The 24,359-nt window shown below is 61.6% G+C and carries 25 protein-coding genes, 3 tRNA genes and 1 pseudogene; 18 read left to right on the forward strand and 11 right to left on the reverse strand.

Going from position 1 to position 24,359, the window contains the following annotated elements:
• Positions 1 to 78: 78 nt before the first annotated feature.
• The 7 genes from BLS61_RS06625 to BLS61_RS06655 all read right to left on the reverse strand — a co-directional run bounded on the left by BLS61_RS06625 (position 79) and on the right by BLS61_RS06655 (position 4,340).
• Positions 79 to 1,086, reverse strand: a complete 1,008-nt coding sequence (locus tag BLS61_RS06625) for a glutathione S-transferase family protein (protein ID WP_090429052.1) — start codon at positions 1,084 to 1,086, stop codon at positions 79 to 81.
• Positions 1,087 to 1,160: 74 nt separating this feature from the next.
• Positions 1,161 to 2,156 carry a glycosyl transferase family protein gene (locus BLS61_RS06630; protein ID WP_090429055.1) on the reverse strand — a complete coding sequence of 332 codons (996 nt, stop codon included), beginning with the start codon at positions 2,154 to 2,156 and terminating at the stop codon, positions 1,161 to 1,163.
• A complete protein-coding gene (locus BLS61_RS06635; protein ID WP_090429059.1) occupies positions 2,153 to 2,488 on the reverse strand; it encodes a TusE/DsrC/DsvC family sulfur relay protein in 336 nt (111 codons plus the stop codon). Before BLS61_RS06635 ends, BLS61_RS06630 begins: the two co-directional genes overlap by 4 nt.
• Positions 2,485 to 2,784, reverse strand: a complete 300-nt coding sequence (gene tusB, locus BLS61_RS06640; RefSeq protein WP_090429063.1) for a sulfurtransferase complex subunit TusB — start codon at positions 2,782 to 2,784, stop codon at positions 2,485 to 2,487. The genes BLS61_RS06635 and tusB overlap by 4 nt, the downstream gene beginning before the upstream one ends.
• A complete protein-coding gene (gene tusC, locus BLS61_RS06645; protein ID WP_090429066.1) occupies positions 2,784 to 3,143 on the reverse strand; it encodes a sulfurtransferase complex subunit TusC in 360 nt (119 codons plus the stop codon). Before tusC ends, tusB begins: the two co-directional genes overlap by 1 nt.
• Positions 3,144 to 3,536, reverse strand: a complete 393-nt coding sequence (gene tusD / locus BLS61_RS06650) for a sulfurtransferase complex subunit TusD (protein ID WP_090429069.1) — start codon at positions 3,534 to 3,536, stop codon at positions 3,144 to 3,146.
• A 135-nt stretch (positions 3,537 to 3,671) separates the two neighbouring features.
• Entirely contained in the window at positions 3,672 to 4,340 is a 669-nt protein-coding gene (locus BLS61_RS06655) for a Bax inhibitor-1/YccA family protein (protein ID WP_090429072.1), read from the reverse strand.
• 164 nt (positions 4,341 to 4,504) lie between these two features.
• Between BLS61_RS06655 and BLS61_RS06660 the strand changes: the two genes are divergently transcribed.
• From BLS61_RS06660 to BLS61_RS06685, 6 genes are all read left to right on the forward strand, one after another.
• A tRNA-Ser gene (locus BLS61_RS06660) sits at positions 4,505 to 4,592 on the forward strand.
• Between the two features lie 163 nt (positions 4,593 to 4,755).
• Positions 4,756 to 5,400: a response regulator transcription factor GacA gene (gene gacA / locus BLS61_RS06665; RefSeq protein WP_090429074.1), complete on the forward strand. Its 645-nt coding sequence runs from the start codon at positions 4,756 to 4,758 to the stop codon at positions 5,398 to 5,400.
• Between the two features lie 2 nt (positions 5,401 to 5,402).
• Positions 5,403 to 7,226: an excinuclease ABC subunit UvrC gene (gene uvrC, locus BLS61_RS06670; RefSeq protein ID WP_090429077.1), complete on the forward strand. Its 1,824-nt coding sequence runs from the start codon at positions 5,403 to 5,405 to the stop codon at positions 7,224 to 7,226.
• Between the two features lie 33 nt (positions 7,227 to 7,259).
• On the forward strand, positions 7,260 to 7,820 hold the full coding sequence (pgsA, locus tag BLS61_RS06675; RefSeq protein ID WP_024308167.1) for a CDP-diacylglycerol--glycerol-3-phosphate 3-phosphatidyltransferase: 561 nt from the start codon (positions 7,260 to 7,262) through the stop codon (positions 7,818 to 7,820).
• Positions 7,821 to 7,887: 67 nt separating this feature from the next.
• Positions 7,888 to 7,963, forward strand: a tRNA-Gly gene (locus BLS61_RS06680).
• Between the two features lie 38 nt (positions 7,964 to 8,001).
• Positions 8,002 to 8,075, forward strand: a tRNA-Cys gene (locus tag BLS61_RS06685).
• Positions 8,076 to 9,466: 1,391 nt separating this feature from the next.
• Here BLS61_RS06685 and BLS61_RS06695 read toward each other — a convergent pair.
• Positions 9,467 to 10,708, reverse strand: coding sequence for a response regulator (locus tag BLS61_RS06695; protein ID WP_090429080.1), 1,242 nt, complete (start codon positions 10,706 to 10,708; stop codon positions 9,467 to 9,469).
• 347 nt (positions 10,709 to 11,055) lie between these two features.
• Between BLS61_RS06695 and BLS61_RS06700 the strand changes: the two genes are divergently transcribed.
• The 4 genes and pseudogenes from BLS61_RS06700 to radC all read left to right on the forward strand — a co-directional run bounded on the left by BLS61_RS06700 (position 11,056) and on the right by radC (position 13,986).
• Complete coding sequence (locus BLS61_RS06700; protein ID WP_090429083.1) at positions 11,056 to 11,940, forward strand: hypothetical protein; 885 nt, start codon at positions 11,056 to 11,058, stop codon at positions 11,938 to 11,940.
• A 200-nt stretch (positions 11,941 to 12,140) separates the two neighbouring features.
• Positions 12,141 to 12,827, forward strand: coding sequence for a hypothetical protein (locus BLS61_RS06705; RefSeq protein WP_139205537.1), 687 nt, complete (start codon positions 12,141 to 12,143; stop codon positions 12,825 to 12,827).
• A 76-nt stretch (positions 12,828 to 12,903) separates the two neighbouring features.
• A pseudogene (locus BLS61_RS23360) lies at positions 12,904 to 13,023 on the forward strand (IS30 family transposase); the annotation flags it as partial.
• 453 nt (positions 13,024 to 13,476) lie between these two features.
• A complete protein-coding gene (radC, locus tag BLS61_RS06710) occupies positions 13,477 to 13,986 on the forward strand; it encodes a RadC family protein (RefSeq protein ID WP_090429089.1) in 510 nt (169 codons plus the stop codon).
• A gap of 52 nt (positions 13,987 to 14,038) precedes the next feature.
• On the opposite strand, the gene BLS61_RS06715 is transcribed toward radC, so the two are convergent.
• A complete protein-coding gene (locus BLS61_RS06715; RefSeq protein ID WP_090429092.1) occupies positions 14,039 to 14,848 on the reverse strand; it encodes a hypothetical protein in 810 nt (269 codons plus the stop codon).
• Between the two features lie 591 nt (positions 14,849 to 15,439).
• On the opposite strand from BLS61_RS06715, the gene BLS61_RS06725 reads away from it, so the two are divergent.
• A complete protein-coding gene (locus BLS61_RS06725) occupies positions 15,440 to 16,270 on the forward strand; it encodes a DUF932 domain-containing protein (RefSeq protein ID WP_090429095.1) in 831 nt (276 codons plus the stop codon).
• Positions 16,271 to 16,349: 79 nt separating this feature from the next.
• The gene (locus tag BLS61_RS06730) at positions 16,350 to 18,383 is read left to right on the forward strand and encodes a ParB/RepB/Spo0J family partition protein (protein WP_090429098.1); all 2,034 of its coding nucleotides are present in this window, start codon (positions 16,350 to 16,352) and stop codon (positions 18,381 to 18,383) included.
• Between the two features lie 258 nt (positions 18,384 to 18,641).
• Here BLS61_RS06730 and BLS61_RS06735 read toward each other — a convergent pair whose 3' ends face one another.
• Positions 18,642 to 19,421, reverse strand: a complete 780-nt coding sequence (locus BLS61_RS06735) for an Abi-alpha family protein (protein WP_090429101.1) — start codon at positions 19,419 to 19,421, stop codon at positions 18,642 to 18,644.
• 176 nt (positions 19,422 to 19,597) lie between these two features.
• On the opposite strand from BLS61_RS06735, the gene BLS61_RS23975 reads away from it, so the two are divergent.
• Positions 19,598 to 19,732 carry a hypothetical protein gene (locus BLS61_RS23975; protein WP_276524459.1) on the forward strand — a complete coding sequence of 45 codons (135 nt, stop codon included), beginning with the start codon at positions 19,598 to 19,600 and terminating at the stop codon, positions 19,730 to 19,732.
• Between the two features lie 794 nt (positions 19,733 to 20,526).
• Positions 20,527 to 20,838, forward strand: a complete 312-nt coding sequence (locus BLS61_RS06740) for a DUF736 domain-containing protein (protein ID WP_090429104.1) — start codon at positions 20,527 to 20,529, stop codon at positions 20,836 to 20,838.
• Positions 20,839 to 20,885: 47 nt separating this feature from the next.
• Here the strand turns inward: BLS61_RS06740 and BLS61_RS06745 are convergent, their stop codons facing one another.
• On the reverse strand, positions 20,886 to 21,176 hold the full coding sequence (locus BLS61_RS06745) for a helix-turn-helix domain-containing protein (RefSeq protein WP_090429107.1): 291 nt from the start codon (positions 21,174 to 21,176) through the stop codon (positions 20,886 to 20,888).
• 317 nt (positions 21,177 to 21,493) lie between these two features.
• Between BLS61_RS06745 and BLS61_RS06750 the strand changes: the two genes are divergently transcribed.
• The 4 genes from BLS61_RS06750 (at position 21,494) to BLS61_RS06765 (ending at position 24,209) form a co-directional block, all read left to right on the forward strand.
• Positions 21,494 to 21,844 (forward strand): DUF2958 domain-containing protein, encoded by a 351-nt coding sequence (locus tag BLS61_RS06750; RefSeq protein ID WP_090429179.1) that lies wholly within the window; start codon positions 21,494 to 21,496, stop codon positions 21,842 to 21,844.
• 337 nt (positions 21,845 to 22,181) lie between these two features.
• The gene (locus tag BLS61_RS06755) at positions 22,182 to 22,967 is read left to right on the forward strand and encodes a DUF2285 domain-containing protein (protein ID WP_090429110.1); all 786 of its coding nucleotides are present in this window, start codon (positions 22,182 to 22,184) and stop codon (positions 22,965 to 22,967) included.
• 85 nt (positions 22,968 to 23,052) lie between these two features.
• Complete coding sequence (locus BLS61_RS06760; protein WP_090429113.1) at positions 23,053 to 23,349, forward strand: helix-turn-helix domain-containing protein; 297 nt, start codon at positions 23,053 to 23,055, stop codon at positions 23,347 to 23,349.
• 26 nt (positions 23,350 to 23,375) lie between these two features.
• Positions 23,376 to 24,209: a replication initiator protein A gene (locus BLS61_RS06765; protein WP_208598777.1), complete on the forward strand. Its 834-nt coding sequence runs from the start codon at positions 23,376 to 23,378 to the stop codon at positions 24,207 to 24,209.
• Positions 24,210 to 24,359 lie beyond the last annotated feature (150 nt).

The following is a 24,359-nucleotide window of genomic DNA, read 5'->3' on the forward strand; positions in this document are numbered from 1 at the left end:
CAGGTAGGGTGGATCGCGCTTCATCGATCCACCGCGGTCGGGCATCGGTGGATGAAAAAGCGTCATCCACCCTACGACCTAGCTCTCAGCTTTTTGCCACACACCCTTGCCCGGCAGGCGCTGGCGGTCATGCGCGCGGGTGAAATCCTGCTGCGGCCCCTTGGGGATCACGCCGGTCGGGTTGATGGTGGCGTGGCTGGCGTAGTAGTGCGACTTGATATGGGAGAAGTCCACCGTCTCGGCGATCCCCGGCCACTGATACAGCTCGCGCAGCCAGTTGGACAGGTTGGGGTAGTCCTCGATGCGCCGCAGGTTGCACTTGAAGTGCCCGTGGTAGACGGCATCGAAGCGGATCAGTGTGGTGAATAGGCGGATGTCGGCCTCGGTCAGGTATTCACCGGCCAGGTAGCGATTCTTGTCCAGGAGTGCTTCCAGCTCATCGAGCATGGCGAACAGCTCGTCGAAGGCTTCTTCGTAGGCTTCCTGGGTGGTGGCGAAGCCGGCGCGATAGACGCCGTTGTTCACCGCCGGGTAGATGCGCTCGTTGAGCTGGTCGATACGCTCGCGTAGCGGCTCTGGGTAGAAGTCCAGGTCATTACCGGTCAGGCCGTCAAAGGCGCTGTTGAACATGCGGATGATTTCCGCCGACTCGTTGCTGACGATGCCGCCGCTCTGTGTGTCCCAGAGTGTCGGCACGGTGACGCGGCCGCTGTAGTGGGGATCGTCGGCCGTGTAGCGCTGGTGCATGTAGCTGAGGTTGTCGAGACGGTCGCCGCTGGAACCGAAGTTGCGGTCGAAGGTCCAGCCGTGCTCGCGCATCAGCCAACTGACCACGGATACGTCGATCAAGGATTCCAGACCCTTGAGCTTGCGCAGAATCAGGGTACGGTGAGCCCAGGGGCAGGCCAGCGAGACATACAGGTGATAGCGTCCGGCTTCGGCCTTGAAACCGCCGTCGCCACTCGGGCCGGCGCTGCCGTCGGCGGTTACCCAGTTGCGGCGTTGCGCGCTTTCGCGTTGGAAGCGGCCACTGTCGCCGGTGTCGTACCACTGGTCGTGCCAGCGCCCATCGATCAGCAAACCCATAACGCTTGCCTCCGTTCTTGAGTGAGCCTGGAGTCTAGCGCCATGGGGTCGATTAAAAGGTGGAAAAAGCTGGCTTAATCAATCGACTGATTGGATCGAAGTCGGGCATCCCAGCGCTGCCGGGCCTGTTCGAAAGCCTGCTCGCGCGGCATGCCCAACCCTCGCAACGCGACGGCCATGGTGGCAACGACAGCCAGCTGGCCGTAGGCATCCTCTATCTCGCCGCGCCAGAAGGCGCTCAGGGCCGTCGGGTCGAGCTGTTCCGGTTTGACGTGACGCTGCGCCGAAAGCGCCGGCCATTCCTCGTCCCAGTCCTTGCCATCGCGGGTACCGTACAGGTGGCAGGTCACGTCCGGGTTGACCTCGATCTCGCCGCCTTCGCCCTTGATGACGATGGCAGGGTCGCCGAGCAGGCGGCTGGCTTCGCGGTGCACGGCCTGGTAGCCGGGATGGAAGATGCTCTGCAGCCCGCAACTGGCGCCCAGCGGGTTGATGATGCGTGCCAGGGAGTGAATCGGCGAGCGCAGGCCCAGCGTGTTGCGCAGATCGATCATGCGCTGCAGTGCCGGCATCCAGTCGCCCAGGTAGCTGTAGGCCAGACCCTGTTGATCGAGCGCCGTGGCCACGCTCTGCCAGTCGCGGCAGCAGGGGATATCCAGCGCTGTCAGCAGCTGTTCGCTATACAGGCGCCCTGCGGTGTGGGCCCCACCGCCGTGCATGAAGATGCGCACGCCGCTGGCGGCCAGCGCCTTGGCCGCCAGCAGGTACCAGGGCAGGTGACGCTTCTTGCCGGCGTAGCTGGGCCAGTCCAGATCGACGCTGATGCCGGGTGCGGCCAGTCGTGAGCGGATTGCTTCGGTAAAACCGGCGAGCTCCTCCGCGCTTTCCTCCTTGTGCCGCAGCAGCATCAGGAAGGCGCCGAGCTGGGTGTCCTCGACCTTGCCGTCGAGCAGCATGCCCATGGCTTCGCGGGCTTCCTCGCGGGTCAGGCCGCGCGCACCGCGTTTGCCCTTGCCGAGAATGCGCACGAACTGGGCGAAAGGATGTTCAGCGGGCGTGATCAGGTTCATAGGCAGTTGGTCGGTTTCGGCAGGCCGGCGAGCTTGGCGGCGAGTTTGGCGGGCGTGCCCTTGAACAGGCGGTTGAGGTGCAGGCTGTTGCCCTTGTCCGGGCCGAGCTTGAGCGCCACGTACTTGATCAGGGGGCGATTGGCCGGCGACAGCTGGAACTCATCGTAGAAGGCGCGCAGCAGGTCGAGAATTTCCCAGTGCTCGTCGCTCAGTTGCAGCTCTTCTGCGGCGGCCAGCGCTTCGGCAACCGGGTGCGACCAGTCCTGCAGGTCGACCAGGTAGCCGTCCTTGTCCAGGGCGATTTCGCGTCCGGCGACGTTGAGTGTGCTCATAGCCAGCTGTTGACCTTGGCGTAGCGGGTGCAGAGCTCGACGAACGCCGGGTAATCCACGGCCCTCACGCGCTCGGGCGCCTGCAGACCGCGTGCGGCAAGGTCCTCGTCCAGAGCGTAGAGCGCGACGCTGGCGGGCATCAACTGCAGCGCCTGCAGGTTGGCGGTATCGGGCTGCAGGGCGTAGACCGCATCGCCGCTGAGCAGCAGCGCGTCGTCGGCACCGAGCAGGCGCAGGCAACTGGCCAGGCGGCTGTCGGCGAACGGTGAGTGGGAAAGGATATGCAGGGTGGCCATCAGAGGGTGATCACCTGGTCGTAACGATCGAGGAGGGTGGTCAGCGCACTGTCGTCGAGGCGCTGTACCGAGATGTTCAGTTCGGCGGTATCGAGTCCGCGCTCGGCCAGGCTGCGCTGGCTGGCGTACAGATCCTCCACACCGAACATCGGCAGGGCCTGCAGATTGGCGCCGAGGTCCTTCTGCTGCAGATTGCCGGGCTGCTGGTGCGTGCTCAGCTGGAACACGCCATCGTCTAGAAACAGCATGCCGATGGGCAGGTCGAAGGCGCCGCCGGCCAGGGCGATGTCCAGTGCCTCGCGCGCGCCGGGGCCGCTCCAGGGCGCCTGGCGGCTGATGATCAATAGCGACTTGCTCATTCAGTGGCCTCCGAAGCAGATCAGGCGGTCGGCCTGCTGCGCCGCTTCATGCAATTGGCCGAGGCCGGAAAGCTCCCACGGGGCCTGCAGGTTGGCCGCCGGGCGCGTATAGCGCTGCGCCTCTTCGGCGTTGAGTACGCCACGACGCAGGGCGGCAGCGATGCAGACTACGGCGTCGAGTCCATTGGCCGTGACGAACTCGCGCCACTCTCGGGGCAGATCCAGCTCGTCCTGTGGGCTCACGACATTGCTGGCGGCGCTGTGCACGCCGTCCTGATAGAAGAACAGGCGAACGATCTCGTGGCCGCCGTCCAACGCCGCTTGGGCAAAGCGCAGCGCGCGACGTGAAGCAGGCAGATGTGGGGCGGCGAACAGGGCGATGGCAAACTTCATGGGGCGTCCGGCGAGGCAAAACTGCGGCAATGATAAGGCCAGGGTGCCCGGCAAACAAAGAATCACTGCAGCGAGGCAAAACAGGCGCGCAAGAAAAAGCCCGCCGGAGCGGGCTCGAAGGGGGACGAACCTTGATTAGTCGTCGCCGCCCATGATGCCGAAGATCTGCAGCAGGCTGACGAACAGGTTGTAGATCGACACGTACAGGCTGATGGTGGCCATGATGTAGTTGCGCTCACCGCCATGGATGATGGCGCTGGTCTGGAACAGGATGCAGACCGAGGAGAACAGCACGAAGCCGGCGCTGATCGCCAGATGCAGGCCGCTGATCTGGAAGAAGAAGCTGGCCAGGACGGCGGCGAGCAGAACGAAGAAGCCGGCAGTGATGAAGCCGCTGAGGAAGCTCATGTCCTTGCGGGTGGTCAGCACGTAGGCGGACAGACCGAAGAACACCAGCGCGGTCATGGAGAACGCCGAACTGATCACCTCGGCACCATTGGCCATGCCCAGATAGCGGTTGAGGATCGGGCCGAGGGTGAAGCCCATGAAGCCGGTCAGGGCGAAGGTGGAAAGCAGACCCCAGGCCGAGTTGCGCAGCTTGTAGGTGAGGAAGAACAGACCGTAGAAGCCGATCAGCACCACGAAGAAGTTCGGGTAGGGCACGTTGGCACGCTGGCTGAGGAACGCGACCAGGCCACTGAAGGCCAGGGTGATGGCCAGCAAACCGTAGGTGTTGCGCAGTACCTTGCTGACTTCCAGCTGGTCGGCCTGCGAATGGTTTAGTACGTAGTCTCGCTCTTGCATGGCGACGCTCCTGTGGCACGAGGATCCGTTATTCGAATGTCCCGGATCATAACAGAGCCTGTCGAGGTGCCAAGACAGAGAGTTTGACAGTGTGTTGCGTTCCGGTAAGATTGCCGCCCGCACTGCAGCGGAGGTAAGCGATCGAGCCTCCGCACTCAGCGTTTGGAAGCGTGGCCGAGTGGTTTAAGGCAACGGTCTTGAAAACCGTCGATGGGCAACTATCCGTGAGTTCGAATCTCACCGCTTCCGCCAATTCTCCATATTGCCTTGACGCGATTCCTGACCTTAATCTGGCGCTTGCTTTTTGACTGCCATGCGCCAAGCTAGGTCAGGCCCTGGCTTTTTGCTAAGGTGGCCGGCAAGTTCAACCTCACCGTCGCTGCACGGTGGCTGACAAGGTGCAACGAGGTGGCGATTGATTAGGGTCCTGGTTGTCGACGATCACGATCTGGTTCGCACGGGCATCACCCGCATGCTGGCCGATATCGATGGTCTGCAGGTGGTGGGCGAGGCCTGCACCGGCGAAGAAGCCCTGCTCCGGGTTCGCGAACTCAAGCCTGACGTCGTCCTGATGGACGTCAAGATGCCCGGCATTGGCGGCCTGGAAGCCACCCGCAAACTCATGCGCAGCCACCCTGATATCAAGGTCGTCGCGGTTACCGTGTGCGAGGAAGACCCGTTCCCGACCCGCCTGCTGCAGGCTGGCGCCGCCGGTTATCTGACCAAGGGCGCGGCGCTGGACGAAATGGTCCAGGCCATTCGTCTGGTATTCGCCGGCCAGCGCTACATCGACCCGCAGATCGCTCAGCAGCTGGCGTTGAAGTCCTTCCAGCCACAGAGCAGTGGCTCGCCGTTCGATCTTCTGTCCGAGCGTGAAATCCAGATCGCGTTGATGATCGCCAACTGCCACAAGGTGCAGAACATCTCGGACAAGCTGTGCCTGTCGCCGAAGACGGTCAACACCTATCGCTACCGCATCTTCGAGAAACTCTCCATCACCAGCGATGTCGAGCTGGCCCTGCTTGCGGTACGCCACGGCATGGTCGACGCCGTCAGCTGAAGATGTCTGCTCCCTTCGATTCGAGTGCCTTCCTGGCGACCTGCAGCGGTCGCCCCGGCGTCTATCGCATGTTCGACGCCGATGCCCGCCTGCTCTACGTGGGCAAGGCGAAGAATCTCAAGAAGCGTCTCTCCAGTTACTTTCGCAAGACCGGTCAGGCACCCAAGACCGCCGCGCTGGTGGCGCGCATCGCGCAGATCGAAACCACCATAACCGCCAACGAGACCGAGGCGCTGCTGCTCGAGCAGACGCTGATCAAGGAATGGCGGCCGCCTTACAACATCCTGCTGCGCGACGATAAGTCCTATCCCTACGTGTTTCTCTCCGATGGCGACTTTCCTCGGCTGGGCATCCACCGTGGTGCGAAGAAGGCCAAGGGACGCTACTTCGGTCCCTACCCCAGCGCCCTGGCGATTCGCGAAAGCCTGAGTCTGCTGCAGAAGACCTTTCTGGTTCGTCAGTGCGAGGACAGCTACTACAGGAACCGCACGCGGCCCTGCCTGCAATATCAGATCAAACGCTGCAAGGGGCCCTGCGTCGGCCTGGTCAGCCCCGAGGAATACGCCGAAGACGTACGCCATTCGGTGATGTTTCTCGAAGGGCGCAGCAATGCGCTGAGCGAGGAACTGTCCGCCAGCATGGAAAAGGCCTCCATGGCCCTGGAGTTCGAGCGCGCTGCCGAGTTGCGTGACCAGATCGCCATGCTGCGCCGCGTGCAGGATCAGCAGAGCATGGAAGGCGGCAGCGGCGACGTCGATGTGGTGGCCGTCATGCTCACGCCCGGCGGCGCCTGCGTGCACCTGATCAGCGTGCGCGGCGGTCGCGTGCTGGGCAGCAAGAATTTCTTCCCGCAGGTGGCGATCGAAGAAGAGGGCGGCGACGTGCTGATGGCCTTCCTTGCCCAGTACTACCTGGGCAATGTCGAGCGCGATCTGCCCAGCGAGTTGATCGTCAACGTGCAACATGAAGACTTCGCCACGTTGGTCGAAGCCATCGAGTCGTTGCGCGGGCGCAGTCTGAGCATCAGTTTGCGTGTACGCGGCACCCGGGCGCGTTGGCAGCAACTGGCCGTCACCAATGCCGAGCAGGCGCTGGCTGCACGCCTGGCCAATCGGCAGCACCTGGCCGAGCGCTTCGAGGCGCTGGCCGCCGTGCTGGAAATGGACGAGCCGCCGCAGCGCATGGAGTGTTTCGATATCAGTCACTCAAGCGGCGAGGCGACGGTTGCCTCCTGCGTGGTATTCGGCCCCGAAGGGCCGCTGAAATCCGATTACCGTCGCTTCAATATCGAGGGCGTCACGCCCGGCGATGATTATGCGGCCATGCACCAGGCACTGACGCGGCGTTTCAGCAAGATCAAGGATGGCGAGGGCAAGCTGCCCGATGTGCTGCTGGTGGACGGCGGCAAGGGGCAACTGGCCATGGCCCGCGAGGTGCTGCAGGAACTGGCGGTGCCGGACCTGATTCTGCTCGGCGTGGCCAAGGGCACGACGCGCAAGCCTGGCCTCGAAGTGCTCTATCTCAACGACGCCGAGCACGAGTTCACCTTGCCCGGCAACTCGCCGGCGCTGCACCTGATCCAGCAGATACGCGATGAGTCGCACCGTTTCGCGATCACCGGACATCGTGCGCGTCGTGGCAAGACGCGCCGCACCTCGACGCTGGAAGAGGTTGCAGGGATCGGTCCGAAGCGCCGGCGTGAACTGCTCAATCACTTCGGCGGTCTGCAGGAACTGTCCCGCGCCAGCGCCGAGGAAATCGCCAAAGCGCCCGGAATCAGCAAAAAGCTCGCCGAGTTGATTTATGACACTCTGCACAGTGAGTAGAATGCCCGTTCACTTCGCAGCCTAGTTGTGCCGATGAATATCCCCAACTTGCTTACCGTGCTCCGGGTCGCGCTGATTCCGGTCTTCATCCTGCTGTTCTATATGCCGTTCTCCTGGAGTTACTGGGCTGCCAGCGGCGTCTTCGCCGTCGCTGCCGCCACTGACTGGCTCGACGGCTACCTGGCTCGCCGCTGGGAGCAGGGCACTCCGTTCGGCGCTTTTCTCGATCCGGTAGCCGACAAACTGATGGTGGCGGTAGCGCTGGTACTGCTGGTTGCGGAGCATTCCAACCTCTGGCTGACCCTGGCGGCAGCGACCATCATCGGTCGCGAGATCGTTGTCTCCGCACTGCGTGAGTGGATGGCCGAGCTGGGGGCTCGGGCGCACGTAGCCGTCTCCAACCTCGGCAAATGGAAAACCGCGGCGCAGATGCTGGCACTGGTCATCCTGCTGGGCAATCCGCCCGTGTTCACCTTCTGGGTGGTGGTCGGATACATCCTGCTGGTGATCGCAGCGGTGCTGACGTTGTGGTCGATGCTGCAGTACCTGCTGGCCGCCTGGCCGCACCTCAGCACCACCTCTGAAAAGAAATAAGTATTTTCGAATCAAAGGGTTGACGGCGCGATTCGATTCTATAAAATGGCGCCCGTCGACAAGACAAGCGGGAATAGCTCAGTTGGTAGAGCACGACCTTGCCAAGGTCGGGGTCGCGAGTTCGAGTCTCGTTTCCCGCTCCAGTTTTACACGAGTCGCCAAGGCGGCTCGTTTGCTTCATGGCTGAGTTGCAGAGTGGTTATGCACCGGATTGCAAATCCGTGAACGCCGGTTCGATTCCGACCTCAGCCTCCAATCCAAAAGGCCTCGTAAATCAATGATTTACGAGGCCTTTTTCATTCTCCGGGGTGTGCTGTGCATGCCTTGCGAGGACGCGGAGGGCTGTATATAGTCCGCCCTTCGCACAGCGCTACCGCCCGAATGGCGAAATCGGTAGACGCAGGAGACTTAAAATCCGACTTGTCAAGCATTTTCAGCTTGTGCAGTTGGGCTAAAAAGTTAATGGCGACAGTGAGTTGTGAGTAGTCAGGATGTAACTTCGTAGTTAGTCTTGGCGAGCTAGGGGCCAGCTAGGGGCCAGTAGACAGCGGTAGATGTTTTTGTGCGTTGCGCACTACGCCCGAGTGGTGAAATCGGTAGACACAGGGGACTTAAACAATTTGAGCCTTCGGAGGGAAACGTCCGAAGTGAAGCCCGTCAAATTCGGCGAAAGCCCTGGGCACTTCGGTGTCCGAGCCAACGCCGAGCCAAGCCCAAGTTCTGCTTGGGAAGGTGTAGAGAGCAGACGGCGGGCACCTACGGCCGCAAGGCTATGGTGAAGGCGTGCTCCAGCCCACGAACGTCCTGCGATTTGCAGGGCGGCGGCGAAAGCCGAAGTGGGACGAAAATCCCTCGCCAGCAATGGCATGCCGGTTCGAGTCCGGCCTCGGGCACCAATTTTGAAGCCGTCCTTGCCTCTGTAAGGTCGGCTTTTTTATTTGCGGCTCGCACGTAGCCTATCTAGCAGGTCAGTCCCTAGATATATTCGTGGCGCTGCATACCTGTACCGCTGGCTTGAAATTCGTGCAGTCTCGCACTATGACTTTCACCGCTGCATGTCGCAGGCTATCTTGAACCGGATTACCCAGCTCATCACTTTGCGCACAGAAGCGGGTCCTGCCGTTGGAGCCGTTGACGGTTCACGACCTGTGCAGGAGCGGTTCCACGCTGCTCAATGAAGTAGGCTTCAATGGCGACTGGATTGAGAATGCCTGGCGCATGGAGATGGTCGTTCCTCGTGCTAGGTCTACAACAGGGCCGGGTATGCGGAACAGCGGTGCCATATGCTGCAGGAGCGGCGAACATGGAGGATGTCTGGATCGATGGTCGACGGAGCTGTTACCGGACAATGTGACCGTACCGATGTTGGATGCCGCCGTTTAAAGGAAGGCCAGGTTGTCAATTAACAACCTGGTGAGTCATGCGAATACTGGAGATCCCTTTCACCCGAAGTAAAGAGGTCGAAGAAGCGCTTAAGCATGCCCAAGGCAGGGGTGGCGCATAGAAGTGCAGCCACGCCTGGGGCGTGTCTACTGCCCCGCTGCCATCTGCAGGAGAGCCGATCACGGGGTAACGGCAATACCTTGCCAAGCCTCACGGGGTGGTAGATACAGGCCCGCACACAGATACAAGTTCAGTAAGCGGCCTCAGTGAGGGTTGAAAATTATCCCGAGATTGAGGTTTGAGTACCGTCCTTGAGAGCGGCGCATCACGTACGACACGCTCTGGCTCGATCCTATGCCGGGCGCGAGCTCCTGAAGCGCCGGATCACTCATCCAAACGATGCAATCTAGGTGCTCGTGCTGCTCATCTTGAAACAACGCATGTGCAAATACCGTCGGCACGCCTCCTGCCTCTGTAATACGCTCCAGCAGTTCAGGCCCGGATATCCCCTCCAGCCTAACTACCAGACATCCTGGCCTGGTCCCAGTCATCTGATCACGAATGGCGTGTTTGGCATCCTTCAGCATTCGTGAAAATTTCTTCGATACTCGTTCGCTGCGCAACTCCACAACAATTGCTCGTTGACGATCACCTATCACCGCACGATAGCCAACGGCCGGTCCTGCTGCAGCATCTACCAACTGACTGCAATAAGTAATGCGGTCATCAGCCTCAAGCTGCCTGATAAGAGGGGCGGGCAATTTCAGAAAGCTAATCTGGCCTGCGTCTACTTTTTCCGTTTGAGACTCGACGATGGCCTCAACCAAGTCGAGGGCTAACCGTCGCTGCTCAGGCTCTCCTCTCGGCAGTCCGGCTGCAACGGTAAAGGTCACCGCTAGAACCTCACCAGGTTTAACGATCTCGATGAGTTTTGTCTTGATCCCGTCCAAGTGCTGCAACAATCCGGCAGCCTGCTCAGCAGTGATGGCCACACCTTTGTCTTCGGACCAGGTCTTACACTCAACTTCAACCTCCTGACCCGAAGAACTAATGATGAGCATGTCGTAGGTCTCTTGCCCGCTGCATTCGTCCGACCACTCCACTCGGGAGCCAAGTCGATGCAAATGGGTAGCTGTATGCAGCTCCATTTGCAGCGCTCGCATGTCGTCAGGGTTACGGAAAGCACCTTCCAGACGCTTGAGCAACCTGGAACGAGCCCGCCCATCCGAAGCCTTGGTCAAAGCAAGTGCCTGGGCCATCAGGCACAGAGCGACAATTATTTCAGGCTCATCTGGGGTATCCATAAGCCCAAGTCCGTGTTGATCGAACAGGCTGAGGCTGTACGCAATGCCGTTGTTCTTGCGAGCTAGTGCATGCTGCAGTGGTGTCGACCTCGCGTGCTGATCCAGAGTCTCAGTTCTTCTGAGCCACGGCTTGTGCGGGAAAGCTTCGACCAGCGCGGCATAGACGCTGGGAAAATCATTCACGAGCAGGTTCGTAAGCATCAGGACATTTCCTTTGACATAGGGCCATGCCAATATTCGGGCCAGATTACCGTGGCTCAACTCCACAGTTAAAGCCCAGCCCGTGGAGGTGCCCATCACACGCTGGTCTGATCGTACGGTCGAAAGTGGGTAGCCTGCTCAGCCTCACGATCTTGCGCCGTACGGCCGCTCCCACGGCCGGTTCCAGGTGTACATCATGCAAAGCGGCTTCAAGGACGCCGAATAGGCGCCTGCCCCGGTTTCGGCCGGGGTAGCCTTGGGTGCACGGACAGTGGATACTTGACTGTACAAAAACACAGTATTACTCTCCTGTTAAGGCTTTTTGCCACTGTAGGAGGGTTGCAGTTTTGGATAGCGCGCTTCTCAACCTCAAGTCCCTAGACGATCTGCTGGTTTACGATAACTTCCAGGAGTCTCTTTCCTTCAAAGGCACTGACAGGACATTCAAGTCCGTCGTTGTCCCCTACCGCTTCAAAGACATGATCCCCTGTGGCATCGCCAACTGCCGACAGAAGCATCTTGAAGGGTATTTGGTCTCAACCTCAGACGAGCTTCTGATCGCCATCGGCAAAGATTGTGGTCGGCGTGAGTTCGGTGTTGAGTTCACCCGAGATCGTAAGCGGGTGGATGGTGAGGTCGCCAAGGCTAGGCGTATCAGAACGATCCTCGCCTTCAAGGAAAGTCTGCCCAGCATGATCGAGGAGTTGGCGCAGATCGAAAGGGATTACAAGCGCCTGCAGGAACTCCGGAACCGACTGATGGGGGCTGTAAGCCTGCAGGCATACCAGCAGATCAAGCGCCGAGCAGATCTCGGTGACAACCAAATCATGAAGTCCGTCCCTATGACCAAGGAGGAGGCCGAGATCGTGTGGCAGACCACCAATCGTAGGCCGAATGACGGCAAGGGCTGGCCTCACAAGGAAATGCTGCTGGCCACTCTTGAAGGCTTGGCCTTCATGAAGAATGGTTTCAAAGTGACCGTTCACACCGGGCTGCTGGTGCCCTTGGAGAACCTTCAGCGTCAGACCGTTGAGGAGATCAGCTCTATGCGGAACAAGGCGCTGTCCAACGAAGCCAAGTGGGTGGGTGAAGTGCCGACCCGGATCCGCCAAAGCCGCGATCTGATCGAGGCCGGCTGGCGCTTTTTCACTCGTGAGAACATTGAGAAGCTGAAACACATGGGCGTCGACATGAGTGCTCTGATCTGGCTACTCAAAGATCTGCCGAAATGATCCCTCTCTGAGTTCCCCCCCCGATACAACCTCAAACGACTGATGAACATCTTCGGTATCAGTGTTGTGGCTGTGTACATGAACAAGGAAAGCGGGACGAATCGGAGAGGCCGTCCTCCGTCGGCAGCGACAGGATTTGGAAGGGGCGATTCAGGCCGGGATAGAATTGAGTCAAATTTATCAGCGATGCTGGAGTGCAGATGCGTCAGTGCTTGGGAAGAACTCGTGGCCAAGGTAGATGCAAGCGGATGGGGAGCTGGTGGCTGTTCTGTGCAGAGCACCGCTCACTAAAACTGGCTGCTCGTAGTGTTGCAGCACTTAGCGTTGTTTCTGGGGTCGCCACTCTGCTGGGCTGGTATTCCATTACGCCTGACAACGTCTGGAGCGTCTTCTATGCACCTCAAAGAAGCATGATGGAGGTTATCGAGTCGGCCTCGATAGAAGGGGTCAAGTACACAAGGCCTAGCAGTGAGAATGTAGTAGCGAAGGTAATGAGTCGGGCTGGACTGGATGATTCGAGCCCCTTAACCGAGAGCAACTTTCTATTTACCTTGGTCAGTCCTTTCAAGCCCTTCACCATGGACACCATTTTTCGGGGCGACGGCTGCCGATTGCTAGGGAAGGGAAAAGGTCTCTCAGATGATGCGCGCTACGGCTATATCGATATTGTGGGGGTGTCTTGCGTCGACGATCGGGGTATTGGCTACGAGCTCCACGCTTCAGCGTCTCGACGCTTGGGCTTTGTGACCAATGTGGGTGATCTGGCAAGTCGCGGCGTGCGTGTCGTCAAAGATAGAGAAGGCCATACCTTGCGCCAGTCCGATAACGTCATGATACGGTTCGATCTCCCAGTGGCGGCTTTATCAGAAGTTGGGCGCACCCGGTAGCTTGGCTTCAGCTTGGATTTTGCCTTCATGATCGTCTAGCTCATGCGTTCAGATGCGTGATCTGATGAAGGTGGCTCAAAACACCAACGGGTTGCTGCGGCAGTATTTTCTGATGAGCACTGATCTCCCGCTTTATTCGCAGGTCAAGCTCGACGAGGTCGCCCGGCAGCTGAATGAGCACCCCCGAAAACCCTGAGGTACGCCTCGCTTGCCGAATGGTTTACGTCGATCGGTTGAATCCATAGGCCTAAAGCGGACTAAGATCCGTCCTTCGCCAATGCCCTGTCCATTCATTTTGGTTGACCTGAAGTGGCGAGCTCTATGCTCGTTATTCGCTAAGGTGCCCCGGCGTACCGCCGGCGGGCTCGCGGGCTGCGCGCCACGCCTCGTGCCGAGTCGTGTCCATTCGGCATTGATCCCTAACGCCTCCGGCCCTTGAGGGCCTGCGCGCTCCGCTTGCCGATCCGTGGCATGGGTGGAGTGGGGCGGTCTTGCTGTTCCCTTCACCGTATCACGGCGTTCTCGCCGTCAAGGGCTGCGCGTGCATGCACGCTGGCGTCCTGGCGGCCGTCGTTGACCCCTGACAGCTGCGCTGCGCCGTGCTGGCGCCGGTTCCGGGCAATTCCGCCCGAGCAACCGGAGCATGACCATGTCGCAACTTTCCTTTTCCTCGTTCGATGCCATGCTGCTGGTGCGTGATGCACAGGGGCGCTACCTGCCAGCGTCTGCAGATCAGATCCTGAACATGGCGCGTCAGGTGATCGACCAAAAATACCAGCGTGGAGCGTTGTTCGCGTCACCGGAGCTGGTCAAGGAGTACCTGTGCACCAAGCTGGCTGGTTTCGAGCATGAGGTGTTCGCGGCGCTATTCCTCGACAGCCAGCATCGGCTGCTTGAGTATGTGGAGTTGTTTCGCGGCACCATCGATGCGGCGGCGGTGTATCCACGGGAAGTGGTAAAGGAGGCATTGCGCGTCAACGCAGCGGCGGTGATTTTCTCGCACAACCATCCGAGCGGAAATCCAGAGCCGAGTCAGGCCGACAAGGTGCTGACCCAGCGCCTCAAGGAGGCTCTGGCACTGGTGGATGTGCGCACGCTGGATCACGTCATCGTGGGTGGCGAGGCGACTGCATCATTCGCAGAGCAGGGGTTGCTCTGACAGCTGGGGGCTTCGGCCCCTTTTTTGCTGCGCCCTGCCTGCTGGCCGTGCATCACTTGTCCATATTGCGTTCGCGTTGTCGCAGTCGCTTCACGTAGGCGCTGTCTTTCAGTTCGTCAGGGCCCAGATCCAATGCACAGTTCACCAGCGAGGCCAGCGTGGCATCGCTGAGCTTGAGGCCTTCGGGTAGCGGGCCACCGCTCTGCTCGCTGTTCTCCTCGATGGCGACGAAGAGTGCCTTGAAGAAGTCCGCAGGCGAGTGGCGTGTGGCTGCGGTTGCGGCTCGAGTCAGCGGATCTGTGGCTTCCACTTCAGCGGTGTTTGCATCGCTGGCCACCGCTCGAACGAACTGTTCCAAGGTGGGCCAGTACTTCCACTCGAACTGGTTGCGAACGGTGTTCAGGCGCTCCTTCACATAGGCGTTGAAGAGGTAGTGATCCTTCGCTGCATCCTCAATTACGTTACACACATGGTAGTGAGTGTCACTGCTGAAGCCCGATGTATTGTGCAGGTTGGAGCGGTGCTCCAGCAGTTCGGCCAGCTCCTCGGCTTTCTGTGCAATCTGCTGATTGGTGCCGATAAGTTCGTCCCGTTGAGCACGAGCCCTGGCGATCTTATCTGGGGCCCAGAATGCTGCGGTACTGAGCAAGAGGCTCAGGAATACCGGGAGTGCCCGAGGATGCAGGTGCAGTTTGTCGTACAGCTCACCGTAGGCTTCAGTCAGTTCGAGGCGTCGCGCGAGCAGGCGATCAATGATGGCGTTTTCGCTGGGCAGGATGTTGTGCTCGACGTTGTAGGTTTTATCGTCGATCAGGATGTTCTCGCAGGTTTGCTGCGGGGATGGGGTCGGTGCGGTACGCATGGGTCTTCTCTGAGTAGTGAGGATGCTTTGCAGCGTAATGAGCCGAGTTGCGCTTGTCGGTACCCCCAAGCCCATTGTTCGACCTGCTTTCAGGTACCTCTGTTTTTTGGGCATCCCGGCCAATGGCCGGGCGCGTTGTCATGCTGTGCATCGAGCCACGCTGCGCGAGTCTCGCCCCATTCGGGTTTCCATCGTTCCCTCACGGCGTTCGGCTGATGCCTTCGGCCCGGCTACGCAGGGCCTGCGCGCTGCGCTTGCGTGGCGTCTGCGCCAACGCTGTGGCCGTTGCCTGTCGATCCGCCTTTCCCTGACTTCATCACCTTGTCGCGACTGTAGCCCGCGGCCTTGAGCCGTCAAGGCGCGCCGGGCCGTGTCCTCGGCTGCGCCTGCGGGCCGCACCTACCCGGCGCTTGTCTCCTTGACGGCCCCCGTCCGCGCGCTCCTGACCGTCGCGGGCGATGAACTCAGGAAAGACGGTGGCAACGAGGCCAGCCCAGGTCTCCGCGCCGACCCCACCGGAAGAGCCGAAAGCGGGCTCCGAATCTAGGAATCCGGTGGGGGTAACCAGCAAACCTTGTCAGGAGAACGACCATGCAACTGGCTTCCCACTTCTCGTACCGCTCCCCGGTGCTGCGCTCGGAATCCCCCTTGTCGGATGAGCAGATTCGCGCCGTGGCCCCGTCCATCTTCGCCGAGGCCCCGCACGAAAGTCGCTCCGAGCGCTACAGCTACATCCCGACCGCCACCGTGTTGCAGGAGCTGCGCGGTGAAGGCTTCGAGCCCTTCATGGTGTGCCAGACCCGCGTGCGCCGGGACGACCGGCGCGACTTCACCAAGCACCTGATCCGCCTGCGCCACGCTAGCCAGATCAGCGCCCGAGGTGAGGCCAACGAAATCATCCTGCTGAACTCGCATGACGGAACGAGCAGCTACCAGATGCTCGCCGGCATGTTCCGCTTCGTCTGCCAGAACGGCCTGGTCTGCGGCGACACCATGGCGGACGTGCGGGTGCCGCACAAGGGCGACGTGGCCGGCCAGGTGATCGAGGGCGCCTACGAGGTGTTGCACGGCTTCGAGCAGGCGCAGCAGTCCCGCGAGGCCATGCGGGCCGTCACCCTGGACGGCGGCGAGGCCGAAGTCTTTGCCCGTGCTGCGCTGGCGCTCAAGTACGACGACCCTGACAAGCCCGCACCGATCACCGAACGGCAGGTGCTGGCCCCGCGCCGTCTCGACGACAACCGCGCCGACCTGTGGAGCGTGTTCAACCGCACCCAGGAAAACCTCATTCGCGGCGGCCTGCTTGGTCGCGGCGGCAATGGGCGCCGCCAGCGTACCCGTCCTGTGCAAGGCATCGACCAGGGCCTGCGACTGAACCGCGCCCTGTGGCTGCTGGCCGATGGCCTGCGCCAGTTGAAAGCCTGACCCCCACCCCGAGGGGCTGTCAGGCGGTCGGCCCCTCCATTCCCACCGCTGTCGTTATCTCATGAATGGAGCTATCACCATGAACGCCACCCTCCCAACCGAAGCCGTCACCGTGCCCACTCTGCAAGTGGCCGACCCGACCAAGAACCTGCTGTTGCTTTCGCTGGCGCAACTACTGCCACGCCGTTCCAAACGCAATGCGCGCACCACGCCGCGCCTGTCCATCGACGAGCTGGCTGCGAGCATTTCCCGCATCGGCCTGCTGCAAAACCTTGTCGTCATCCTCGCCGCTGATGGCAAGCATTACGAGGTGGTGGCCGGCGACCGCCGCCTGACCGCCTTGAAGCTGCTGGCGAAGAAGAAGCGCATCGCCGCCGACTTCGAGGTGCCGTGCCTGCTGGTGCCCGACGCCTCGGCCCGCACCGTCAGCCTCGCGGAAAACCTGCTGCGTGAGCAGATGCACCCGGCCGACCAGTTCGAGGCTTTCGCCGCGCTGGTCAAGGAAGGTCGCCCTGTCGAGGATATCGCCGCCGACTTCGGCGTCACTCCGCTGGTGGTGCAGCGCCGCCTGAAGCTGGCGAACGTCTCGCCACGCCTGATGGCGGACTACCGGGCTGGCTGCGTCACCCTGGAGCAACTGATGGCACTGACCATCACCGATGACTACGCCGCCCAGGAGGCCGCGTTCTACGACGCGCCGGAGTGGCAACGTGGCGCGGCGGCGCTCCGGGCTCGCCTGACGGAGCGTGAAATCGATGTGCGTCATCCGCTGGTGGGCTTCGTCGGGCTGGAGGCCTATACGGAGGCGGGTGGCGGCATTCGCCGCGACCTGTTCGCCGACGACGACAGCGGCACCTACCTCACCGATGCCGCGCTGCTGGAGACGCTGGTGCGCGGCAAGCTGGATGCGCTGGCCGAGGATGTGCGCGCCGAGGGCTGGGCCTGGGTGGAGGCCGTGCCGCAGTTCAGCTATGCGGATCGGCAAGCCTTCCAGAGCGCGTCGCGCATCCGCCGCGACCCGACTGCCCGCGAGGCGCGGCGTATCGCCTCGCTGCAAGCTCGGTTGGAAAAGGTCGATGCCGAGCTGGAGGATGCCTACGACGCCGAGGACGAAGGCAAGGTGTCGACGCTGGAGCAGCGGCGCGAACAGGTGGCCGCTGAACTGCACGCCGTAGCTGAGTCCTTGCAGGGCTGCACCCCGGAAGTGCTCAGCGTGGCCGGCGCCGTGGTCACCATCGACCGCAGCGGTGAGGCGGTGATCCATCGCGGGCTGTTGCGCGAGGCCGAGGCTAATGCGCTGCGTACCCTGGAGCGTCTGCGCCAGGGCATCGGCGACAGTGAAGGCTCGAGCGACAAGGCGGGCGAGGGTACCGAGCTGCCCAGAGCGGCGAGCCTGTCCGACCGGCTGGCCCAGCGCTTGAGTGCCCATCGCACGGCGGCGCTGCAGATCGAAGTGGCCCGGCACCCGCAGGTCGCGCTGGCGGCCTTGGTGCATGGGATGGTGCACACCGCCCTGCAGGTCGATGATCACGGCGACAGCATGCCGCTCGGTGTGCGCCTGACCGTGCGGGATCGGCTCGATAGCCTGGCTCCGGACTGGCCGGAGTCGCCCGCCGCTGTGGCGCTGCGCGAGCTGCGTCAGGCATGGGGCGAGAAGCTGCCGCAGGACAGTGCCGCGCTGTTCGCTGCGTTGTTGGCGATGCCCCAGGACGAGCTGGTGCGGTTGCTCGCGGTGTGCGTGGCGGTGACCGTCGATGTGGTCACGCCGCGTGCGTTCCAGCATCAGCCTGGAGCCGAGCTGGCGCAGGCCGTTGGCCTGGACATGGGTGTATGGTGGAAGCCGACCGCCGAAGGCTACTTCAAGCACGTCGCCAAGGCGGTGATCCTGGAGGCGGTGGGTGAGTTCGCGCCGAAGGACGTTAGCCGGTTGGCCAAGCTCAAGAAGGCCGACATCGCTAGCGAAGCCGAACGGTTGGTCGAAGGCACTGGCTGGATGCCGGCTGTATTCACGGCAGGGCAGGGTGCGGAGGCGCAGACTATTCGGGAAGTGGTGAAGGAGTCGGAGCCGACAGAGGCTGACGACGAGGCGCACGGTCACACGCTGGCGGCTTGATGCACTCGGCGCCCTGGCAAGGATGCTGGGGTGCTGCTGTGTGGGTGGAGTTTTCCCCGGTGAGCAGCAAGGTCGCCTCTGTGCTAGCTGGTGTCGGAGATGATCGAGTAGGGGTACTAGACCCACTGGCGGCCTCGGTGCGCCGGGTCGTCTCAAACCACGGGAAGGCGGCAGTTTTTCCTTACCCGGTTTCATGATGGGGGATTAAGCCGGCCACCTGCCTTCGGGACATTGAGCACACTGCCAGCGGGGCAAACTTCAATCGTAGGCGTTGCCGAAGGTTGAGTCGGCCATACAGGCAGTGTGAAAAAGCCTGCCGTACATCGACAATCTGATTACAAACGTCTCGATCTGCAGCCCACTACGCGACACACCCGCAAGATTGTAGACACCGTGGTCGTTCGTGTATTCGACCACGCCCATTGAAACAAGGTGCTCTAGATAGGTTAGGAATAGCTCCGGGGCAGCTAGCTTTTCCGGCTTGACCATGAAAGGCTCTATGCTGCTCTCAATCGGCTGGTCATATACCGACTCCGTGTATAGCGAGCGCCGCTCAGCCTCTAATGGAGCATAGGGAAATCTGCTTTGCTCGCCGCAACGAATGAAGAGCTTGCCCTCCCTGCTGGACAGCTGCTCCAGTAACAAGGCCTCATCAGGTGCCATTTGAGCGATCACATTAATGAAGCCAGGGTGCGCGTAAGAAACACGCTCGCGATCCATGCTGCAGCTAAGCAGATTGGTATATAGCTCTGCCAACACGCCATCTTCATGAAACCTGAGCTGCTCACATATCGGCAAGGTCAACGACCGTGCGGGCGAAATGAGATTTTCCTTGGGTACTTTCCGGAAACACTTTTCGAGATGCCCCCTGAGTGAATCCTGCAGGAATGCGGTGTATTGGATGGGAGCAAGCGCCAGGCGAAAGGTCTTCACCACGTCTTCCAGAATGCTTCCTAGCTCCCTTCCAGCACCTCGACCAACATCGTCGTAGGCTTTTTCCAGTAAGGGCATAAGCCGCTTGATCGTTTCTTCATCCATGGTTCACCTCTTCAGATTTGCAGATTCAACTAACCCTAAGGGACCTTCGAAAAACTCAGAGGCTATGGGTTCACGCTAACTTTCGGAAAGTCCGCCCGAAACTCGCGTTCTCACCGTTTCAGAATGGGTAGGCCCATGTTGGGCGGCTGGCCGGAGTTCGGCTATGGAGATTATCAATGAACAAGATTTTTGAATCCATTCGCCGGCTGTTCGGCGTTACTGCTAGCAAAGAGGTGGAAATGGACGAGAAGCTCGCGCGGCATAAAGACTTCTGCGATGAGCTGATCAAACTCTATGAAGGCCACAGCTGAGGCTGAGAGAGACCGCCCAGAGGGGCGGTCGTTAGTAGGCTATATCGGGCTTTGCCCCCGTAGGGCTCGCATTCAGGAAGTTGTGTGGATCGCCCTTGGTTTTGTAGCCCCCGCAGAGTGACTGCTTCTGCCCGCATTCTGCCCATTACGTCTGAAGAATGATTGTAGGAGGGGAGCGGTGCGCCAAGGCCTGGCGCGCCACGGCATCGGTTCCCGCTGGCGGGGGCCTTCGATGGCCCCGCCGCAACGGGCTGAGCACGATGGGGCTACGCCCCGGCTTGCTGCGGCAGGTTGTGCATGCGCGCACCGTCCTCGACGCTGACGGTTGCTAGTTCCAGATCACGAAGGACGGGCTACGGACATGCCGCACGGCCTTGCTATGGCGTTTCCAGTCCACGCCTCAAGCCTGTTGCCGCAGGCTGCGGCAAGGGCGTTCTCGCTCGTCGTCGGGGGTATTGGCCTTGCCCGCGTCAGGGTGCAGGCCGGTGAAGCCGTCACGCGAGGAAACTGAGTCGGCCCCGTCTCCTTCCGGGGCGGTTCGGCCCGGTGCGTCCTTGGCTTGTCGTGAATCCTGGCGGTGGCACGGCTGCGCCTCGGGCTTCATGGCTGCAACCGTCCGGTGCAAACAATTTCCCCTCCGCTGCGCGGATTCCTCGCCCACAAATTCTGTGCGCCTCCTGGTCCTCCACGCTGTTGCGGCCGCTGCGCGGTGCGGCCAGCCCGTCTCCCGCCTGCCGGATCACAACAAGGACGCGATGGGCGCGACCTTGGTTACCCCGCAAGGAGAAATCATCATGGCCAACATCGGCACCTTCACCGCTCAGAACGACGGCTTCACCGGCACAGTCCGCACCCTGACGCTCAACGTCAAGGTCAAGTTCGTCCCCAACGACCGGAGCGGCGAGAACGCCCCCGACTACCGCATCCAGGCGGCCGGCGGCTACGACATCGGCGCGGCCTGGAAGAAAGTCAGCCAGGCCGAGCGGCCCTACCTGTCCGTGACCCTCGACGATCCTTCGTTCCCGGCGACGATCTACGCCCGGCTGATCGAGGAGGAGGACGGTACGCACAACCTGATCTGGTCGCGCAGCAAGCCGGCGGCCTGACGGCCACCTCGGCGCCCCGCCCGTTGCGGCGGGGTGCTGTCGTGGGACTACGCCCTAGAAGCGGCGAGCTGGCTTTCCGTCGCAGCCATCAGCTCTGCCGTGCTGCAATCGAGCGCGCCGGCGGTCTTGAAAATGATCGCCAGCGTGGGCATGTGCTCACCACGCTCGACCTTGCCCATGTGCGAGCGCTCGATCCCGGCCAGGTTCGCCAGCGACTCTTGCGCGATACCGCGCTCCATGCGCAGTGCGCGCACCGCCGCGCCGAAGGCTTTCGCCAGCTCGGCATCGAAGGTGGTGGAGCCGGCCGGTCGGCCGGGCTGGATGGATCGCTTCTGCATGGACAGAAGCGTCCGTTCGGGGGAGAATTAAAACCACGTTATCTTTAACTCATTTCCTGGGATTTTCGCCGCTTCCGTGTTTTTACGGAAATCCGTACCGGCGTATTTCATCAGAACCGTGGAGGCGTCTCCGTGCCTTTCCTGATTTTCGAAATGCCGTTTTCACGCCTTGGTGCCTTTGTGGATTCGCAGGAATTCTCATCCTTGCTTCTGAGCGAATGCACGAATCCACATCGGCGGGTTGGTTACTCCGTGCGAAAGCACCTCTGCGCGTCCACGCCGACAAGCAGAGCGGGAGCGCATTCCGGCGCGTCATCATGACCCTGTCGCTTATCACCGAGACTGAGCGCGAACAGCTGCTGGCGAACGGACGAGCCCGAGCGGCGAGCCAGGACATCGACCCGTTGCCAGTGGTGCGCCTGTTCACCCCTGACGCACATGCGACCTGGCTTCTGGCTTCGCTCGACCCGGTCGACGAGGACACGGCCTATGGCCTGTGCGACGTGGGGATCGGCATGCCCACGCTGGGTACCGTAAAAATGTCTGAGTTGCTGTCCATCGTGGGGCCGCTCAAGCGCCCTGTCATGCGCGACCTGCACTTCCGGGCGGCGCGCACGTTGTCGGAGTACACACGGCTGGCGCACCTTAACGGCTCGATCATGGACTGACCATGCCATCTATCCCGCTCAGGCCGTGCCGGGGCGCACTGTGATCAGCTCGATCCGATTCCAGACTGTCTCGGTCTCAATCGGCACTGTTGCAATCCGCGGTACCAACCTGACCAATTCGGTCATGATGGCCCACGCTCAAGACTGCAGGATATGCCTAGCGCCGCATCACTGATGGGCAGCGGCGCTGCCGCATTCGGATAATCCACGCAACACTTCGGAGTCAATCGGTCTTGATACTGTCGCTTGGTGTATTACCAGAGGAGGCTGTGTTGAGGAGAGCTTGACCCGCGTTGCGAGGCGTGGCGGCTAACTCTGTGCAAAGGGAGATTGCCTGATGGCTGACCGCGACGCCGAGCAGTGGTATCCCACTGCGGCCTATCTCTATGTACTGCATCTGGATGATTTAGCTCTGGCCTGGGAATATCTGCGTCGGAATCCGGATTACCAGAGCGACTGGCGGGATCGCGTGTACCGGCCTGAGGCGGCACACCGCTGGGGGCTGCGCCTGCTGGAAGACCCAGGCTTGGATGCGCGTGATGCGTATCCGATCTGGTTTCCCGACCATCCGGAATTGCTTCAGCTCTATCCCGATGTCGACCCCATGCCCGATGCCGCAACCTTCAACTTTTGGCGTATCCCGGGCAGCAAATGCCTGGTTCACGATGGCCGGCGCCTGCTGCTGACGACGCGCTGGCCTGGTTGTCGTCTACGTCTGGCGATTGCGGCCGGCTTGGAGGAGGGCATGGCCTACGTCCATGTCGTCCGGCCCTGCGTCCGCTACGGCGCCCTCGCGGCCGAGCTGGACAAGCTGGCTGTTGCCGCTAGTACGCCGTCCCCAGCGGCGGCCAGATGCAGGCCGAGCCCTGGCGCCATGCTGGAGCTGCATACTCTCCAGACGCTCGACGCCACCCTGGCGGGGGCGTCCCTGCGAGAAGTGGCCGCTGGGCTGTTCGGGACGGCGATGGTCACACGCGGCTGGCACGCCGACGGCAGCCTGCGCTCGAAAGTGCGTCGCCTGGTGCGGCGCGGTCGGGCACTGATGTACGGAGGCTATCGCCACCTGGCACAGCTCGACGCGCACGGGGAGGGTCGTTCTACGCCGCCCGCAAACCGGCCCTGAGCAGGCCGCCTGGCCTTTCTGAGACTGTCTCCATCCGGCTGCGCTGGTGTGGCCGGGCTGTCCTGAAAGATGGAGGCTCCCCCTTATGCGACCTGCTCCCGTACGACCCGCTGCTGCTCACGCCAAGCCACTACAAATCGCTGCTCCTGTCCAGCCGCAGCGCTACCTGACCAATGACGAGGCCGCCGTCTACTTGCGTCTATCGCCGCGCACGCTGGAGAAGCAGCGGGTGATCGGTGGCGGCCCGCGCTTTCGCAAGTTCGGCCGGCGCGTCATGTATGCCATTGCCGACCTTGATGCCTGGGCCGACCAACACAGCTTCGAGGCCACCTCCGATCCTGAATATGCCGAGCAGCACTCGGCCGACAGCCGTGCGCACTGACTGGTGGCACGTCGGTGGCCAGCGCCATGACCGGCCCCAAGCCGGAGCGGGAACAGCTCGACCTGTTCCGAGCCTTGCCGGGGGACATGGCGCCGCGCGACAGCCAGGATCTGATGGCCTATCCGTTCTTCTCGCTGGGCAAGTCACGGCGCACCACGCCGATCGACTTCCAGTCCGGCAGTGTCACCGTGCGTGTGGAGGGCACGCGAGAGCACGGCATTGCCACGATCTGGGATGCCGACGTGCTGATCTGGGCGGCCAGCCAGATCGTCGCGGCGCGCGACGCGGGCTTGCACCCGTCACGCCTGATGCGCGCCACACCCTACGAAATCCTGCGCTTCATCGGTCGCGGGGTTTCGCTGCGCGACTACCAGCGCCTCAAGGCCGCCCTGGATCGTCTGCAGTCGACCACGGTGGCCACCTCTATCCGAGAGACCACCGGGCGGCGTCTGCATCGTTTCTCCTGGATCAACGAATGGAAGGAGCTGGCCGACGCCCGCGGCACGCCGTTGGGCATCGAGCTGATCTTGCCGGACTGGTTCTACGCGGGCGTGCTGGATGCCGCCCTGGTGCTGACCATCGACCCGGCGTACTTCCGCCTCACTGGCGGTATCGAGCGCTGGCTGTACCGCCTGGTGCGCAAGCATGGCGGCAAACAGCCGGAAGGCTGGCAGTTCGACTTCCGTCACCTGCACCGCAAGTCGGGCAGCACGGCCAAACTCTGCGACTTCGCCTGCGACCTACGCGCCCTGGTGGCGCGGCAGTCGCTGCCAGGCTACGTGCTCGGCATCGAGCGCATCCCGGAGTCTCGCGCGGAGCTGCTGACATTCCGGCCCGTGCCGCCCACGGCACGGGGATAAGCGCGGGAAAACCTGTGCATGGGCTCGTGCTATCAGGCGTACGGGGTATCGTGCTATCGGGCGTATCACTATCGTGCTATCAGGCGTGCGAAATGCTCTGCAGGCCATATCCCACGCGGGATACAGCCTCCCTTAACCTCTCTAACTTAA

Origin of the sequence: Ectopseudomonas guguanensis (assembly GCF_900104265.1) — a bacterium.
Classification (GTDB): Bacteria; Pseudomonadota; Gammaproteobacteria; order Pseudomonadales; family Pseudomonadaceae; genus Aquipseudomonas; species Aquipseudomonas guguanensis.